The sequence below is a fragment of the Robbsia sp. KACC 23696 genome, from assembly GCF_039852015.1.
GTDB lineage: Bacteria > Pseudomonadota > Gammaproteobacteria > Burkholderiales > Burkholderiaceae > Robbsia.
Window position 1 is genome coordinate 1,083,617 of record NZ_CP156627.1, and the last position, 17,413, is coordinate 1,101,029.

The 17,413-nt window shown below is 62.9% G+C and carries 12 protein-coding genes and 1 pseudogene; 9 read left to right on the forward strand and 4 right to left on the reverse strand.

The window, feature by feature from the left end; translation table 11 throughout:
• Positions 1 to 143: 143 nt before the first annotated feature.
• The gene (locus ABEG21_RS19365; protein WP_347557050.1) at positions 144 to 1,313 is read left to right on the forward strand and encodes a metallophosphoesterase; all 1,170 of its coding nucleotides are present in this window, start codon (positions 144 to 146) and stop codon (positions 1,311 to 1,313) included.
• A 52-nt stretch (positions 1,314 to 1,365) separates the two neighbouring features.
• Here the strand turns inward: ABEG21_RS19365 and ABEG21_RS19370 are convergent, their stop codons facing one another.
• Positions 1,366 to 2,199 (reverse strand): helix-turn-helix transcriptional regulator, encoded by an 834-nt coding sequence (locus tag ABEG21_RS19370; RefSeq protein WP_347557051.1) that lies wholly within the window; start codon positions 2,197 to 2,199, stop codon positions 1,366 to 1,368.
• 149 nt (positions 2,200 to 2,348) lie between these two features.
• Between ABEG21_RS19370 and ABEG21_RS19375 the strand changes: the two genes are divergently transcribed.
• A complete protein-coding gene (locus ABEG21_RS19375; RefSeq protein WP_347557052.1) occupies positions 2,349 to 3,059 on the forward strand; it encodes a class I SAM-dependent methyltransferase in 711 nt (236 codons plus the stop codon).
• A gap of 74 nt (positions 3,060 to 3,133) precedes the next feature.
• Here the strand turns inward: ABEG21_RS19375 and ABEG21_RS19380 are convergent, their stop codons facing one another.
• The gene (locus ABEG21_RS19380) at positions 3,134 to 4,327 is read right to left on the reverse strand and encodes an AAA family ATPase (RefSeq protein WP_347557053.1); all 1,194 of its coding nucleotides are present in this window, start codon (positions 4,325 to 4,327) and stop codon (positions 3,134 to 3,136) included.
• A gap of 789 nt (positions 4,328 to 5,116) precedes the next feature.
• On the opposite strand from ABEG21_RS19380, the gene ABEG21_RS19385 reads away from it, so the two are divergent.
• From ABEG21_RS19385 to ABEG21_RS19395, 3 genes and pseudogenes are all read left to right on the forward strand, one after another.
• The gene (locus ABEG21_RS19385; RefSeq protein ID WP_347557054.1) at positions 5,117 to 5,338 is read left to right on the forward strand and encodes a hypothetical protein; all 222 of its coding nucleotides are present in this window, start codon (positions 5,117 to 5,119) and stop codon (positions 5,336 to 5,338) included.
• A 65-nt stretch (positions 5,339 to 5,403) separates the two neighbouring features.
• Positions 5,404 to 7,161 carry an ABC transporter permease subunit gene (locus ABEG21_RS19390; RefSeq protein WP_347558090.1) on the forward strand — a complete coding sequence of 586 codons (1,758 nt, stop codon included), beginning with the start codon at positions 5,404 to 5,406 and terminating at the stop codon, positions 7,159 to 7,161.
• Between the two features lie 70 nt (positions 7,162 to 7,231).
• Positions 7,232 to 8,512 (forward strand): annotated as a pseudogene (locus tag ABEG21_RS19395) (nitrate/sulfonate/bicarbonate ABC transporter ATP-binding protein); the annotation flags it as partial.
• Positions 8,513 to 8,520: 8 nt separating this feature from the next.
• Here ABEG21_RS19395 and ABEG21_RS19400 read toward each other — a convergent pair.
• Both ABEG21_RS19400 and ABEG21_RS19405 read right to left on the reverse strand, forming a co-directional pair.
• Entirely contained in the window at positions 8,521 to 9,333 is an 813-nt protein-coding gene (locus ABEG21_RS19400) for an LrgB family protein (RefSeq protein ID WP_347557055.1), read from the reverse strand.
• Positions 9,330 to 9,812 carry a CidA/LrgA family protein gene (locus ABEG21_RS19405; RefSeq protein ID WP_347557056.1) on the reverse strand — a complete coding sequence of 161 codons (483 nt, stop codon included), beginning with the start codon at positions 9,810 to 9,812 and terminating at the stop codon, positions 9,330 to 9,332. Before ABEG21_RS19405 ends, ABEG21_RS19400 begins: the two co-directional genes overlap by 4 nt.
• Positions 9,813 to 10,038: 226 nt before the next feature.
• On the opposite strand from ABEG21_RS19405, the gene ABEG21_RS19410 reads away from it, so the two are divergent.
• The 4 genes from ABEG21_RS19410 (at position 10,039) to ABEG21_RS19425 (ending at position 17,072) form a co-directional block, all read left to right on the forward strand.
• Positions 10,039 to 10,509 (forward strand): Lrp/AsnC family transcriptional regulator, encoded by a 471-nt coding sequence (locus ABEG21_RS19410; RefSeq protein WP_347557057.1) that lies wholly within the window; start codon positions 10,039 to 10,041, stop codon positions 10,507 to 10,509.
• A gap of 367 nt (positions 10,510 to 10,876) precedes the next feature.
• Positions 10,877 to 12,133, forward strand: a complete 1,257-nt coding sequence (locus tag ABEG21_RS19415; RefSeq protein ID WP_347557058.1) for an efflux RND transporter periplasmic adaptor subunit — start codon at positions 10,877 to 10,879, stop codon at positions 12,131 to 12,133.
• Positions 12,130 to 15,237: an efflux RND transporter permease subunit gene (locus ABEG21_RS19420; RefSeq protein WP_347557059.1), complete on the forward strand. Its 3,108-nt coding sequence runs from the start codon at positions 12,130 to 12,132 to the stop codon at positions 15,235 to 15,237. Before ABEG21_RS19415 ends, ABEG21_RS19420 begins: the two co-directional genes overlap by 4 nt.
• Complete coding sequence (locus ABEG21_RS19425) at positions 15,234 to 17,072, forward strand: TolC family protein (RefSeq protein WP_347557060.1); 1,839 nt, start codon at positions 15,234 to 15,236, stop codon at positions 17,070 to 17,072. The genes ABEG21_RS19420 and ABEG21_RS19425 overlap by 4 nt, the downstream gene beginning before the upstream one ends.
• The last annotated feature ends 341 nt before the right edge of the window (positions 17,073 to 17,413 follow it).

The following is a 17,413-nucleotide window of genomic DNA, read 5'->3' on the forward strand; positions in this document are numbered from 1 at the left end:
ACATCGCGACATCGCCGATCTCGCAGGCTACGCGGGAAACGCGGGAAACGCGGGATAAGCGCCGCGATGCCATTTCTAAACGCGGTCGCTTTCGTGAGACGACCGCCGACACCGGCTGCCTACCGGCAGCCAACAGGATCGACATGGGTCGCCGTTTATCTCTGATTATCGTTGTCGGCGTGCTCCTGCATGGTTACGTCGGCCTACGTCTTATCCCGGCGCTGTCGGACACGGCCGGCGCGCGTGAGGCGCTCTGGTCGTGGCTGCTGTTGTCCTGCGCGGTCATTATCTTCGGCATGCGCAATCGACGCGGTGCCGCGCATGGCAGCCGCGCCGTCCTCACCTGGGCGGCGCTGATCGCAATGGGCTTTTTCTCCTTATTGTTGACGTCTACCGTTATCCGGGACTTACTGCTCGGCGGATATTGGCTAGCGTCATACCTGCCATTCGCGTGGTCTCGATCGGTCGAAGGCGCGCAAGCCCGCGTCGCCGTTATGCATAGCAGTGCGCTATGCGTGGTCATCGTCGCCGTTTTGGCGCTGATGAAGGGGGTCTACAATGCGCGCCGACGTGCGCCCGTCGTCGACGTCGAGATTCCTATCCCGAATTTGCCGCTTGCGCTCGATGGCTTCACCATCGTGCAATTAAGCGATATCCATGTCGGCCCGACCATCCGCAAACGCTATATCGATGCGATCGTCGACACGGTCGTCTCCCTGAACGCGGATCTCGTGGCCATCACCGGGGATGTCGTCGATGGCAGCGTACCGAATCTGCAGCGTCATACGGCACCGCTATCGCGCTTGCGTGCAACGCATGGCGTCTTCCTGGTGACGGGTAACCATGAGTATTATGCTGGCGCGGATGCATGGATCGCGGAGTTCAAGCGTTTGGGCTTGCGCGTGCTGCTGAATGAACACACGGTGATACGCGTCGGCAGCGATGCGTTAGTACTTGCCGGCGTCACGGATTTCAGCGGCGAGCATTTTGGCCCATCGCATCGCAGCGATCCAGTACAGGCTTTAGACGGTGCGCCCGAGAGCGCGGCGCTTCGCGTATTGTTGGCGCATCAACCCCGCACGGGGCCGGCCGCGGACGCGGCGGGTTTCGACGTGCAACTTTCCGGCCACACGCATGGCGGCCAGATCTTCCCCTGGAACTTTGCGGTGCCGCTGCAGCAACCCTTTACCGCAGGCTTGGTCCGATGCGGCGAGATGTGGATGTACGTCAGTCGTGGCACCGGCTATGCCGGGCCGCCGGTGCGGTTCGGCGCCCCTTCCGAAATCACGCGGATTCGCTTGGTCCGACGTTGAACGTCTGTCGTATCGAATGGAAGGGGGCAGGCAGCGTTGCGAAGACAGCGCATCAATGCGCGCTCCGACGCTCGGCGATGTAACGCGCGGGGGACGTGCCCAAGGCCTTGCGAAACATCGTGACGAAACTGCCTGCGCTTTCATAGCCGAGGTCGTCGGCGACGCGCTGGACGGAGGCGCCGGTGCTCAACCATTTCACGGCGAGCATCAGATGAAGCTGTTGCCGCCAACGGCCGAAGCTCATCCCGGTTTGCTGTGACAGGAGGCGCGCCAAGGTCCGTTCGCTCAAGCCCACGCGTCGCGCCCAGGTTTGGATCGTGCCGCGATCAGCCGGATCGTCGATGATCGCTTCCACGATTTTGCGCAGCCTGCCATCCACGGGCATCGGTAAATGCAGGCTACCGATGGAAGTCGCCGCGAGTTCATCCAATAGCAGGGTGACGAGATGCGATTCAGCGCCTTCGTCCGGATACAGCAACGGCAATCGGGCGGAACGGATCACCAGTTCACGCAGTAGCGGTGTCGTCGAGACTTCACAACATTGTGCGGGTAGATGGGACGAGGCGGCCGGATCGATGAACGCGATATACACCTCCACCATGCCCGCCGCACTGACCTTGTGCAATACATCGCCCGGAATCCAGAGGGCACTCTGAGGTGGAACGATCCAGAGACTGCCTTCGACCTCGCACGTCAGCACGCCGCGGAGCAAAAGCATCAGTTCGCCTTTGCGATGGCGATGAAAGTCTTTCTCTATCCGGTTCAACCCCTTGGTATCGAGGCCGCTGACCGCTATCCCCGGCGTCCCGAACGTCATGACCGGCCGAGGCACGGCATCGGGATCGGTAAGCTCGGCGCGGGTGGCCTGTTGCGTCAGGATGGGCATGGGATAGGGCCGGAAGCGATACACAAACGATTGGCGCGATCTCGAAATAGTTTGGCATAGTTGCGCAATGCTGCCAACACCGCGTTTTCCTACTATGAACGGGAAGCCGACGGAATGCCCGTCGATTGCCAACATCCGGAGGAAACACCGTGGACTCGATCAGCAGTGGACGCGTCGCCCAGACCTTGGCGCGCCTTTTTCAGCAAGCAGAGCGTGCCGACATGGCCTTGATGGCGCAATTCGAGACGGGGCAGGGCGGAGCGGGGCCCGCAGACTACGCGGGCGCCATCGCGGAATTGATGGCCGCCGAACAGAAGGACCTGCGCGGCGTGTATCGACAGTACGCCGACAATTTTTTGAATGTCGCGCCGGAATACGGTCAATTCCTCTATCAATGCGCGCGTGCACGACGGGCGACGCGCATCGTCGAATTCGGCACCTCGATGGGCGTTTCGACGATTTACCTGGCGGCGGCGCTGCGGGACATGGGGGAAGGCCAGTTGATCAGTACCGAGCTGGAGCCCGGCAAGGCCGCCCACGCCCGTGCCAATCTGGAGGCGGCGGGGCTGGCGGACTGGGTCGAGATCCGGGTGGGGGACGCCCGCGAGACGCTGCGCGATATCGCCGGTCCGATCGATCTCGTGCTGCTGGATGGCGCCTTCAGTCTCTATCTGCCCGTGCTCAAGTTACTGGAGCCGCATCTGAAGTCCGGAGCCCCCATTCTGGCCGAGAACGCGTACGAACAGGACAACCGCTACCTCGACTATGTGCGCGACCCGGCGAATGGCTATTGCTCGCAGCCGCTCGCGATCACGGCAGGGCGAGGCAATGAGTTCACGATCGCCACGCGCGGCGCGTGATCGATCTCAATCCTTGACGCACGGACGCTCGGGCCCCACGACATCGCCGCGACAAGGGGTAAGCGGTCGCGCGCTTATTTTCCGCCGTCCGGCCAATGCCAGGCCGGGCGTTCGAGGACACGCTGTCCCAAAATAGTAGTTTCCGACGTGACCTTATCGAGCACGATCGTATTGCATTCGCTCTCGTCGTCGAGCGCCGCCGCAAGGCGAGTGGAATGCGAGATGACCCATATTTGCGTGTGCCGTGCCGCCTGTCGGATCAGCCGACCGAGGGCGGGCGTCAGATCGGCATGAAGGCTCGATTCCGGTTCATTGAGAATCATCAGTTCCGGGGGGCGCGGCGTAAGTAGCGCCGCGCAAAGCAGCAGGTAGCGCAAGGTACCATCGGACAACTCTGCCGCCGTCAGTGGTCGTAGCAAACCTTCCTGGAAAAATTGCAGGGAAAAAAAGCCGCCGGCTTGCGTGGCGATGTCCACGCTCGCGCCGGGAAACGCATCCGATACCGCCTCATCCAGCGCCTGGACGTCGCCGATCTCGCGGATGGTTTGCCAGGCGGCCGCGAGGTCATGGCCATCGTGATGGAGTATCAATGTCCGTGTACCGACTTGCGGCTGCCGGATCGGGGACGCGCTATCGACGCGGAAATGATCGTAGAAGCGCCATCCCCGCATTGCTTCGCGGACGGCAAAGACTTCGGGGCTTTGCGCATCGCGACCCACCTGAGAGAAAAGGCTTTCGTAACGCGGTAGGTGCTCCGTTACTAATTCCCAGTCGCCCTGGTTTCGCCGCCGCACGACATTCCCTTCGCGTTCGATCAAGACGCTTGCGGGGCGCAGATAGGGGCCCGCCCATATCGTTTCGCGTTTGAATTCCGGATCCAGTTGAAATGACGAGGCCCTCTGATGAGTGGCATTGCCCGGCGGCGCAACGATGCCCATGCAGACGGCATAGCCGAATGACTCGCTACCGAATCCCAAGCGGAGTCGTGGCGCCGGTCCGCCTCTGGTTCGCCCGTAGGCAGGCACTTCACCGCGCCGAACGCGACCGGAACGGTCGTCCGTGCCGGCCCACATCAAGGAGGTGAGTCCTCCTTCATGCACGAGCGGCGCGATGATGCCCTCTCGGGCCGTGCTGGCGAGTAATCGCAGTGCTTTGTAGAGATTCGATTTCCCGCTACCGTTTGCGCCGGTGATCAAATTGAGTCTCGTCAAGGGCATGACGAGATCGCGAACCGAGCGATAGTTGTTGATGGCGAGCGTCGTGAGCATCGGTTCTCCGGCTGTCTGGGTCGTTTGACTTCATTGTAGGGGCAGCAAGCTTTCCGAGTGCTTTCAGTGTGCCGACCGCCATCCTTACAGGCGTCGCCGTTTCGCAATTCCTTCGCTGCCTACGCAACGTAGCCGCCCAGGCACACTGAAAAAAATGGCCCGCAATCCCCTGTTGACCGGGCTCATCAACCCTCAGTACAATCGCGCCATCTTCACGAAAGGGGCGGATGCCTTGGACAGTAGCAGTTGTCGACCTTCGATCTGTAGTGCTGCCTGATCGGCAGGACACCTGGCTCCCTTGCTCCATTCTGATGCCACTGTCCCGCCAAACCAGGTGGACAGTGCGCGCCGTAGTTCCGTTGGCCGGCCGGTCTGATGTATCAGACTTCTAGCCACCTCCCCGGTTCTCTCCACGTGCTCTAGCGGTACCTGCCCGATGTCTCGGATCCTATCCGTGCGTCCCCGGCGCGTACCTCGCACTCCGATCGACGCTTGTCGAGGCTTCCGTACGCGGCAGGCATCGATCGGCGCCGTTGACACACGACCGTCATCGCTATCGCGCATCTTGCCGAGAAGTGCTTATCAACCCACTCAGGAGCGGTCATGACCGACGGTGACAGTAGTCCCATACCGAACGTTCTGCCCTTTTTCTCAATCATCGAGGAAAGCTGCTAGCCCGCGTCGACGTCGTGCCTGGTATCCGGAAACTTCCTGGACCTTCGCTCGCAACGCCTCGCCGGATAGACAGGCTTTCCGGCGATCGGCGTCGTGCAAGACGCTAGGAGCACCATGATGTTCTTCGGCCTGTTGGTTTCGCATTCCTCCCTATCCGATGCCGGTCACGCATCGGCGAGCACTCCGGCATCCACTGCCGCCGATTTTCCGGCCCGCGCGGCCACCTCGGCCTATCCGACGCCGCGTCGTGCGCTGCTGGGCGAAGGCGCGCCGGCGATTCGTATCGCGGTCCGTTCCGCGAGCGCTCCCCGTCGCGATCGATCGGGAGCGTGCTGATGTCATTCCGTTTTCATATTCCTCCCGTACCGCATGCCACGCGGGTCGGCGGCACCTTGCGCGGCATGCTGCCGAATCGCTGGGACGCCTGCGCGATTCCGTTGATGCTGTGCCTGGTCGCCATGTTCGCGGTCGGCTTCCATGAAACCTGGGCGCCGGCGACGGAGCTGGAGACCCGCGCCGTCTCGCTCGACCCGACGAATCTGCCGGAATATGCGCTGCGCACGACGCTGCGGATGTTGGCGGCCATGGTGGCGTCGGTCGTGTTTTCCCTGGCGTATGGGGCGCTCGCGGCAAAGAGCCGACGCGCCGAAAAGCTGTTGGTGCCGGCACTGGATATCCTGCAATCGGTCCCCATTCTCGGCTTCGTCTCCTTGACGGTGACCTTCTTCGTCGGCTTGTTTCCCACGCGTGTGATGGGCGCCGAATTGGCGGCCATCTTCGCGATCTGGACCAGTCAGGTCTGGAATATGGCGTTCAGCGTCTATCAGTCGCTGCGTTCGGTGCCGAACGATCTCGACGAAGTCACGCGCAATCTCCAGATGAGCGCCTGGCAACGGTTCTGGAAGCTCGAGGCGCCGTATGCGATGCCCGGCCTCATCTGGAACATGATGATGTCGATGTCCGGCGGCTGGTTTTTCATCGTTGCAGCGGAAGCCATCACCGTCGGCGACCACACGGTCACGCTGCCGGGCGTCGGCTCCTATCTGTCGCTGGCGATCGCGAGCGGTCACCTGGGCGCCGTGGGCTGGGTCGTCGCGACGATGATCGTCGTCATCCTGGGCTATGACCAATTGCTGTTCCGTCCGCTGGTGGCGTGGGCCGACAAGTTCCGGATGGAAAACACCAGCTCTGGCGCACCGCCGCGGTCATGGGTGCTCGATTTGATTCGCCGTACCCGCTTTATTCGTCGTGCCTTGTCGCCGTTCGCCGTGTTGCTGGGCACGATCGCCCGTTGGCCGATGGCATTGCCGACGCGGTTCCGAAGCGTGCGTCGCGGGATCAACGTCGATGACGCCCCGCATGCGCTGCCGATGCAGACCACGGCGCTGGGTACCGTCCGGCGCTGGGCGGCAGGCAAGCCAGGGGACATCGTGTGGGCCGCTGCGCTTGCCGCGCTGACGATCTACCTGGTCGTGCGTGTCGGTCTTTTCGTGCGCACCGGTGTCGGTCTGTCCGAGGTCTTCCATGTCTTCGGCCTGGCGTTGATCACGATGGTGCGCGTGGTGCTGCTGATCGCGTTGTCCTCGCTGATCTGGGTGCCGGTGGGGGTGTGGATTGGACTGCGTCCGGCCTTGGCTGGCAAAATCCAGCCGGTGGCGCAATTCCTCGCGGCCTTCCCGGCAAATGTGCTGTTCCCGATCTTCGTCGTCGTGATCGTTCGCTTTCATCTGAACGTGGATGTCTGGCTGTCGCCGTTGATCGTGTTGGGCACGCAGTGGTACATCCTGTTCAATGTGATTGCCGGCGCGACCGCTTATCCGAACGACTTCCGTGAAGTCAGCGCCAACCTCGGGATTCGCGGCTGGCAATGGTGGCGTCGGGCGATGTTGCCGGCCATCCTGCCGTACTACATCACCGGTGCGATCACCGCCTCGGGCGGCGCCTGGAACGCGAGTATCGTCTCGGAGTACGTGGAGTGGGGCAGCACGCACCTTTCCGCGCACGGCCTGGGCGCGTATATTGCGGAAACCACCGCCGCCGGTGATTTCCCGAAGATTATTCTCGGCATTGCGACGATGTCGTTGTTCGTGGTGCTGTTCAACCGGGTGCTGTGGCGTCCGCTTTATGTGTACGCGGCCGCGCGCCTGCGTCTGGATTGAAGGAGAAGTAACAATGAATACACCCAATCGTAACCCGCAAGACGCCACATCGATGCTGTTGGATCCGCCGGTGCTCGAAGTCAAGAACGTCACCCGCGGCTTCGGTGAATCGAAGTCCGCGCAAGGCGACCGCCTGGTGCTGGATGGCGTGGACCTTGCGCTGCACGAAGGCGAGATCGTCGGTCTGCTGGGTCGGTCCGGATCGGGTAAGTCGACGCTGCTGCGCATCATCTCGGGCCTGATCGCTCCGACCTCGGGCGATGTGACCTACAAGGGCAAGCCCTTGACCGGTCCGGCCGAAGGCGTGGCAATGGTGTTCCAGACCTTCGCGCTGTTTCCATGGCTGACGGTGCTGCAAAACGTCGAGGCGGGGCTGGAGGCAAAAGGCGTCGATGCGCGTGAGCGTCGTCGTCGCGCCCTGGCCGCGATCGATTTGATCGGTCTCGATGGTTTCGAGAACGCCTATCCGCGCGAACTGTCCGGCGGGATGCGGCAACGTGTCGGTTTTGCCCGTGCGCTAGTGATCGATCCGACCATTCTGTTGATGGACGAGCCGTTCTCCGCCTTGGACGTGCTGACCGCCGAGACGCTCCGGACCGATCTCCTCGATCTATGGTCGCAGCGTAAGTTGCCGATCAAGTCGGTGCTGATCGTGACACACAATATCGAGGAAGCGGTGTTCATGTGCGACCGCATCCTGGTGTTGTCGTCGAATCCGGGCCGTGTGATCGCCGAGATCAAGGTGCCGTTCATGCATCCGCGCAATCGCCTGGACCCGGCGTTCCGCCGCCTGGTCGACGATATCTACGCGCGGATGACCACGCGTGCCGGCGACGCGAGCGGCAAGAAGGAGTTGACGCTGAGTAGCCGTTTGCCGATCGTATCGACGAACCTGATGGCGGGGCTGATCGAAACGCTGGCCGCCGCGCCGTACAACGGCCGCGCCGATATGCCGGAGATCGCCCGTTCGCTGCAGTTAGAGGTGGACGAGCTATTCCCGGTCGCCGAAGTCCTGCAGATCCTGGCGTTCGCCGATGTGCGCGAAGGCGACATCATCCTGACCGCCGCCGGTCGCTCCTTCGTGGAGGGCGGGACGCAGCCGCGCAAGCAGTTGTTTGCCGAGCATCTGCTGCGGCACGTGCCGCTGGCGAGCCGCATCCGGGGCGTGCTGGACGAGCGCCCAGGGCACCGGGCGCCGCGCCTGCGGTTTGCGCAGGAGCTGGAGGACGTCCTCTCGGACAGCGCTGCCGAAGAGACGTTGGATGCGGTGATCGATTGGGGGCGCTACGCCGAAATCTTCTCGTATAACGACCAGACCGAAGTGTTCAGCCTGGCCGACGTCGAAGGTTAAGCAATCGCTCACGCGCCGATCAGGCGCGCCAGCAAGGGAAAGAGCAGCGCCAGGACGACACTGAAAGCGCCCGCGAAGATCATCGTGAGGCTGGCCATCACGCCGCGCGGGACGCTTTGCTGATGGGCCCGCGCTGCTCCGACCACCTGTGCAACGGCACCGAGCGTCGCGCCCGGCGCCTGTTCGCTCTTCAATCCGATCCGATGCAGGATCACGTCCCCCAAAACGATTCCGACGATCCCGCTGGCGACCACGAAGATCGTGGTCAGATCACGTGTGCCGCCGGTCATATCGGACAGGACAAACGCAAAGGGCAGGGAAATCGAGCGGCCGATCAGGCTGTGCGTCATCGCCGCAGGTAAGCCGAACGCATGTGCCAGCCCGAGCGCCGAACCCATCGTACAGACGGTCGAGATCACCGTGCCGACCAATAGCGCCGGCCACCATTGCCGGATGAAAGCACGATGCTGGTAGACCGGAATCGCGAACGCCAGTGTCAAGGGACCGATCATCCAGAGCAAGGGACGCGCAGCCGTCAGATAGACGGGATAGGGCAGGCGCATCGCCGACAACAGCGCGATCAGCAGCGCGGGCGTGACGAACAGCGGCGACGTCCATAAGCGCGGCCAACGGCGATGCAGCCGAGAGGCGAGGAGGAAGAGCCCCCACGTCAGCGCGATCGCGGCGAGAGGCAGGAGCCAAGGCGCATGGCCTTGCGCAAACATCAGAGTCTGCTGCGGCAACGCGGCGTCCGCGACGCCGACGTGCGCTTGCATGCCCGTTGCCGCTGAACCTGGCGGCGTATCGAGATCGGGTTTCATCGACGCCCCTCCATCCAGCGACATGTCGCTTCCACACTCCAGGCCGTGGCAAGCATCGTCAACACCGTGCCGCCGACGATGATGACCGTCAGCGGCACCCAATCGGCGCGCAATATCGGCCAGGCCGGCGCCACCGCGACCATGGCGGGAATCAGGAACAAGGTGCTAAGGCCGATCAGCCATTTCCCTCCGCCGGCGACCCACGCGACGGGCAGGCGTCCCGAGAGCAGCAGCAATAGCAGCAGCACGAAGCCGGCCGGCGCCCCCAGCGTCTCGACGCCTAGTGCCTCGCACAGTCGCTCGACGAGGGCGTAGGCGACGGTCAGCATCGCCGCCTGCGCGATCGGTGTGATCGACGCAAACCGGTCGCGCCACCCCATCCGCTTGGTTTCGTGCAGGCCGCCCGCGGTATCGGTCGCCCCGAAACGGGATGCGTTGGGAGATGTCTGAGCCGTAGCGGCGAGGGGGACATGGGACATGCGACCGATCGATGTAAGGGTTGGACAGCGGACGGTCCGCACCTGGCGCCGACTGGCGTACGACACCGTTACAGCGTGCCGGTTGGCGCGCGGTCGGGTGAGTCGGCGTGGGGGGATACCGTCTGGATATGCTATCCAGACGAGGGCGAAAAAATGTTGCATCAAAAACAAGGGGGGCGTGTTTTTCGCGATAATATTTCGCGTATCGCCAAAGTAAGAAAAAATCATGCAATTGGACGCTTTCGACCGAAAAATCCTCTCTGAGGTGCAGGCTGACGCCGCGCTCTCGATGACGGCGTTGGGTGAACGCGTCGGGCTCTCCCAGTCCCAGGCCTGGCGTCGTCTGGAGCGCCTGGAGCGCGAGGGTTTCATCCTGCGACGCGTGACGGTGCTGGATCGGGAGAAGTTGGGCTTCGGCGTCCAGGTGTTTCTCCAGGTCAAACTGAACCGGCATGGAGAACGTGCCGCCGAGAAATTCGCCGCCGCGGTGGCGCAATATCCGGAAGTGATTGAGACCCACGTCATGCTGGGCAACGCCGACTTCCTGCTACGCGTGGTGACTACCGACCTGAATGCCTATGGTCGATTTCTGTCCGATAGACTGTCCGGCCTACCCATGGTCCAGGAAGTCCATACGATGATCAGCCTGGCACCCGAAGCCGGCAATCGCGGCTTGCCGATCGGTCTGCTTCCCTGAAGTCCTCCCTCTGCTTGGCTGCTTGCGCCGACGAACAGTCCGTGCGCGTACGTTTTCGTCCGCCATGCGATCCGATGCCGCGCTTGGCGGTGCTCACGACAGGATTGCAGGCTGAGAATTTTCGGATGTGTCTGATTGCGGTGCGGGTCCGACACAGGCGAAGATGGCGGTTACGAAGCGAAATGACCATTTCCTGATTCATCAGGAATACGTAACAATGCGCTTCGCGAATACGGCCGTACGGCGATTCGATGCACCGCCAAGGTATGCGTGGCCGCCTGCTCGATGCAGAAAGCACGTCGCTATCTCGCGGTGTTCGGCCCGCCGACGGATTCGATGGATCGTGCGACGCACTCACGAGTAGGGAATGAATAAAGCTGCCGTATCGTTGCGAGCCGCGTTATTGGCGGTATTGGGACTATTGTCTCTGTCGGGCTGTCGATCCGAACGCGTGCCCGAGAGTGGCGCGTCGACGGCGGTCGATTCCGCCGGGCCTGTGGCGCAGCACGACGGTGCCGGAGAGGCGGTCAGCGTGATCCGCCTCGAACCGCAAGTGCTCCCGATTTCGATGACGTTGCCCGGTCGCGTACTGGCTTATGAAACATCGGAGGTACGGCCGCAGGTCGGCGGCATCGTGACGCGTCGTTCTTTCGTCGAGGGCGCGCTGGTGCAGGCGGGACAGCCGCTGTATCAAATCGATTCGTCGCGTTATGAATTGGCCTATGCACAGGCCACGGCCGCGCTGGCCGGCGCTCGCGCGGCGGTGCCGCTGGCACGGGCAACGCTGGCGCGCGAGCGGACGTTGCTCGCATCGGGCGCGACAAGCCGTCAGGCGCATGATCAGGCCGTCGCGGAATTGGCCCGGGCCGAGGCAGGGTTGAACGAGGCGCAGGCCGTGCAGCGCCGTGCGTCGCTGGATCGGGACTATGCGGTCGTCCGGGCGCCGATCGGCGGCTATATCGATCGTTCCAGTGTCAGTGCCGGGGCGCTCGTTGTCGCCGATCAGGCGGAGCCGTTGACGCGCATTCATCGGATCGATCGGGTGTATGTCGACCTGCGGCAGTCGGCCGATCAGTTGCGCGACATGAGGCGGATGGTCGAACGCGCCGGTGCGATGCCGTCCGGCAAGGCCTCGAAGGTGACGCTGACGCTATCCAAGGGCGAAACGTATGCAACGGTCGGCCGACTCGATCTGACCGAATCGCGGATCGCCCCGGACACGGATACGGTGGCGTTGCGCGCGGTCTTCGAGAATCCCGACCGGACGCTCCTGCCCGGCATGTATGTGCAAGCGAATGTCGTCGCGGGGAATTTGCGCGATGCGTTCTTGCTGCCTCAGCGGGCGGTGACACGCGACGCGCGGGGCGCGGCGGTGGTGTGGATTGTCGTGCACGGCAAAGCCGTGCAACGGGTGCTGTCCGACGTGCAGCCCTATGGCAATAATTGGCTAGTGAACGGCGGCATGGCGGCGGGCACCTTGCTCATCGTCGAAGGCGAGATGCATATCCGTGAAGGCCAGGCGATCAAGACCGAGGAAGTGCATATCGATACGGCCAGCGGCTTGGTGACGGGGCGTGCGAATTCGGCGGCATCGTCCTCGACCGCGGCGAAGGGGCATCCATGATGGCCGGTGTATTTATCCGCCGTCCGGTATTTGCCTGTGTGCTGGCATTGATCGTATCGCTGGCGGGCTTGCTCGCCATGCGGGGTCTGCCGATTTCCCAATATCCGGAAATCGCGCCCGCCACGATTTCGATCACGGCGTCTTATCCGGGCGCCGATGCCCAGACGCTCGAGCATGCGGTGACGCGCGTCATAGAACAGGGCATGACCGGACTCGACAACCTGTCTTACATGTCGTCGAGTTCCGATGCGCAAGGAAATAGCGAAATCACGCTGACGTTCGGGCAGGGAACCAATGCCGACGTTGCACAAATGCAGGTGCAGAACAAGCTGCAACTGGTCAACGCGCAGCTGCCGCAGCCGGTGCAGCGTAACGGTCTGCAGGTGTCGAAGTCTTCGGCCGGCTTCCTGATGGTGCTGAGTTTCGTATCGACCGATGGCAAGCTGAATGCCACGGATCTCGACGACTACGCGACCGGTGATCTGAGCGAAGTCCTGAAGCGCGTGCCGGGCGTCGGCAATACGCGGCCTTTTGGCGGCAGTTATGCGATGCGTATCTGGCTGGATCCCGGCAGCATGGCACGCTACGGCGTGACGACCGGGGATGTCGAGCGTGCGTTGATGCAGCAAAATACCCAGGTCTCGGCCGGCGAACTGGGCGGCCGTCCGCAGGTGGCGGGCCAGCAACTGAACGTGACGGTGACCGCGGGCGGCCAGTTGCGCACCCCGGAAGCCTTTGGCGCGGTGATCCTGAAGGGCGCCGACGACGGCGCGATGGTGCGACTACGCGATATCGCACGCGTGGAAGTGGGCTCGGATACCTACGCTTTCGGCGTGCTGCATAACGGTCGCCCGGCATCGGCGATGGGCATCAGCCTTGCAACGGGCGCGAATGCGGTATCGACCGCTGCCGCGATCAAGGCGACGCTCGAAAAGATGCGGGCGACGATGCCGCCGGGTGTCGAGGTCATTTATCAATACGACACCACGCCCTTCGTCAAGCTGTCGATTTCAAAGGTGGCACAGACCTTGGTCGAAGCGGCGATCTTGGTCTTCCTTGTCATGTGGATCTTTCTGCAGAACCTGCGGGCGACGCTAATCCCCACACTGGCGATACCGGTCGTGTTGCTAGGGACGATGGTCGTTTTGTCCGTGTTCGGCTATGGCATCAACACGCTCACGATGTTTGCGATGGTGTTGGCGATCGGCTTGCTTGTCGACGACGCCATCGTCGTCGTGGAGAACGTCGAGCGCGTGATGGCCGAGACCGGACTGGCCGCACGCGAAGCCACGATGCAATCGATGGGGCAGATCGGCACGACCTTGATCGGTATCACTACGGTCCTCGTCGTCGTATTTGTGCCGATGGCGTTTATCTCAGGTTCGACCGGCGTCATTTATCGGCAATTCGCGGTCACCATCGTCGCGGCGATGCTGCTGTCTCTGGCGGTGGCGCTGACGTTGACACCGGCGCTGTGCGGCCTATTGCTGAAGTCGGGCCATCACGACGCGCCGCGCGGCCGCTTCTTTACCTGGTTCAACCGTCGTTTTGATCGCGTGACGAAAGCGTACCGACGGGGCGTCGTGCACGGTATACGTCGGGGCGGGCGGATCTTGTTGGGGTTCGTCGTCTTCGTGGTCGCGCTCGCATGGTTGTTCGTGCGGCTGCCAACAGCGTTCGTGCCGCAAGAGGACATGGGCTCGGTCTACACGCTCGTGCAACTCCCGGCAGGTGCGACGAATCTCCGGACGGAGGCGGTCCTGGCCCGTGTGACCGACCACTATCTGAAAGATGAAGCGGCCGACGTCGAAGGCGTGTTGACGGTGAATGGCTGGGCGTTTGCCGGCAGCGGACAGAATATGGGCGCCGTCTGGGTGAAGTTGCGCGACGTTGGCGTGCGGGGTGGATCGCGAGAACATGCTGCCGCGGCGATAGCGGATCGGGCGAATGCGGTTTTTCAAACGTGGCGCGATGCGCAAGCGTTTGCCGTGCCACCACCGGTCATTCCTGGATTGGGCTCGACGGGCGGCTTCGACTTCTACCTGACGGATCGGACCGGGGAAGGCGGTGCGCCTTTGAATGCGGCGCGCGATAGCTTGCTGAGTGCCGCCGCGCAGTCCGAGGTGTTGAGCAGCGTGCGCTTTACCGGCATGGCGGATGCCGCCCAATTCGCCATCGACATCGACTATGCGAAAGCGCAGGCAATGGGCGTGTCGATCGATCAGATTCATCACACCCTGTCTGCGGCGTGGGGCGGCCGCTATATCAATGATTTCATCGATCGAGGTCGGGTGAAGCGCGTGCATATTCAAGGCGATGCGCCGTTCCGGATGCAACCGCAGCAGCTCGACCAGTGGCATGTGCGTAATGCGCAGGGGGAAATGGTGCCGTTCTCATCGTTCGCACGAGGGCATTGGGCCATGGGACCGATGCGCCTGGTTCGTTACAACGGCCGCAGCGCCGTGCAAATCGAGGGCGATGCGGCTCGCGGACACACATCCGGACAGGCCATGGCGGAAATGGACCGTTTAGCCGATGCCTTGCCCGAGCGATTCGGGCACGAATGGACCGGCTTGTCGTTCCAGGAACGTTTATCCGGAAACCAGGCTCTGGGGCTCTATGGCATATCGATTATCGTCGTGTTTTTGTGTCTCGCGGCCTTGTATGAAAGCTGGTCGATTCCTTTTGCCGTACTGCTGTGCGTCCCGATCGGCGTGGCTGGGTCCGTTATTGCCGCGATGAGCTTTGGCCAGACGAACGATGTGTACTTCAAAGTCGGGCTATTGACGATCATCGGCCTGTCCGCGAAGAACGCCATCTTGATCGTCGGCTTCGCCTTGGAACGTCAGGTCGCGGGACACAGCCTGTTGCGCGCCACGATCGACGCCGCGGCCATGCGCCTGCGCCCGATTCTGATGACGTCGATCGCTTTCGTCGTCGGTGTGCTGCCGCTTGCCATCTCGCGTGGCGCCGGCTCGGGCGCGCAGAACGCGGTAGGGATCGGCGTGATGGGGGGCATGATCGCCGTTACCGCCTTCGGTGTCTTCTTCGTGCCGGTCTGCTATGTGGCGATTCGCTTGTGCCAGCGGCGGAGGGCGTCATGAAGCCTCGCTTCGATCATCGTTCGGACCGTTTCGTCGGTTCGGCATCGTCGGTCGATATGCCGCGTCGCGCTGCACGGATGAAGTTCGATTTGCCGGGGGCTGGCCGGCAATATGGCCGCGTCTCGATGCGGCGCTTGGGGTGCATTGCCGCCTTGATCGCGCTGAGCGCGTGCACGCTCGGACCGGACTACCGGCGACCGGACTTGCCGGTACCCGTGCAATGGCGCAGTAGCGGCGCTGCGCAGGGGCAGGGGCAGAGCGTGACTCAGCCGCCGTCGTCGGATCAAGCCGTGATGGATGCATGGTCGTTGGCGCCATGGTGGCTCAGGCTGAACGATCCGCTGCTCAACGAGATCATCGACGCGGCGCTGACACGCAACCGCGATGTCGCCATCGCAACGGAAAAAGTGATGCAGGCGCGTGCGGCGTTTCGCGTGTCGGGTGCGCCGCGCTGGCCGTCGCTTTCCGCGAGAGGGAATGCCACACGACAGCAGCAGCCACCGATGGCGTTGATGAACCAGGGGCTCGGCAACGCTAATGGCGGGCAGTCCAGTCCGCTGGGTGGCTTTGGCAGCGGTCCGATCTCGCTGTTACAAGCGGGCTTGGACGCCAGTTGGGAATTGGATCTGTTCGGAGGCAATCGGCGCGCTGCGGAAGCGTCGCGCTACGGCCTAGATGCCGCGCAGTGGCAGTATCGCGCGACGATGCTGACCCTGGTCGGCGACGTGGTCCATTACTACACCCAGGCGCGGCGCGCGCAGCAGCAGCACGCCATCGAGCGCGACAACGCGCGGACGCTCGCGAGCCTGCTGCGCATGACGCGCGCGCGCTTCGAGGCCGGATCGGCATCGCGCCTTGACAGTGTCCGCTTCGATGCGGACTTACAGGCGGCGCAGGCTCGCATCGTCGCACAGGCGGTCTTCTATCGACAGGCGGAGCATGCGCTGTCGATGCTCACCGGCGATGCGCCCGGCACGTGGCTGCCTTCCTTGCGGGGGCCTGACTTGGCCAGTCGTACCGTAGCGACGCCGTTGTCGAGCGCACCGTCGGAGCGGTTATTGCACGCTGCATCGGGGATGTCATCGAATACAGCCAGTGCGAGTGCGGCCACATTGCAGGAAGAGCGACACGCCGAGAAACGGGGCGCGGACGCGAGCGATCCGCCATCCGATTCCGATCCAGGGCTGGCCCGGTACACACCGCTATCGATACCGGTGGATATCGCGGTGCCGTCGGCAGTGCTGTTAATGCGTCCGGACCTGCAGGTGGCCGAACGTGCTTATGCGCAAGCGACGGCGCGATTGGGCGTGGCGGAGGCGGAGCGTTTGCCGAAAGTCTCGTTGGTCGGCGGTCTGTATTCGGTGGGGATGAAAGCGGGTGATCTGTCCAAACGCTCGTCGATCGGATGGGCCATCGGACCACAGCTTTCCTTGCCGCTGTTCACCGGAGGCCGCTTGCGCGCGGCGGTGGACGAGGCCAAAAGCCTGCGCCAACAGGCCTTCCTGACTTATGAGGGTGCGGTTTTGTCCGCCTTGCGCGAGGTTGAGGACGCCTTGGTGGGGCTGACCGGTGCGGTGGCAGAGGTCGAGGCGTCCGAGGCGGCCGAGCGTCGCTATGACGAGGCGGCGCGCTTGGCGTCGGCGCGTTATCTGGCGGGCGCCGATCCGCAAGACGCTACCTTGATCGCCGCGCGCGATCTCGCCGCCGCGCGGACCCGACTCGCCGATAGTCGGGCCGCAGTGATGCTCGCCTATGTGGGATTGCAGAAGGCGCTGGGTGGGGGCTGGGACGGTCGAGCCGCGAAGCAAGGCGTCATAAGTAATGACATCCCCTAAGCGTAAGCGATCGACACGCGGGGCCGCGGCCGCTTCGGTTGTTGCGTGGGCGTCCAGACAAGGCGGCGCGAACGCGATTGCCGTTGGCGTTCTTGATTGGGGCGGATGCTTATTGGCATGTGCGCAACGGCAGACAGTCGGCCTAAGCGGTCTTTGCGGAACGTCGCTCTGGTGACCGATGTTGGCCAGATTACAGTCGTTGATGCATCTTATAGCATGGGAAACTTGCTAACATTTTTCAGATGGTCCGGATCCAGCAGGTCACATCACGTCAATCAAGCGCTAAGCTCCGACGCACACACACTCGTTCTGAAGATTTAGCCGTAACGCATCAAGTTTGG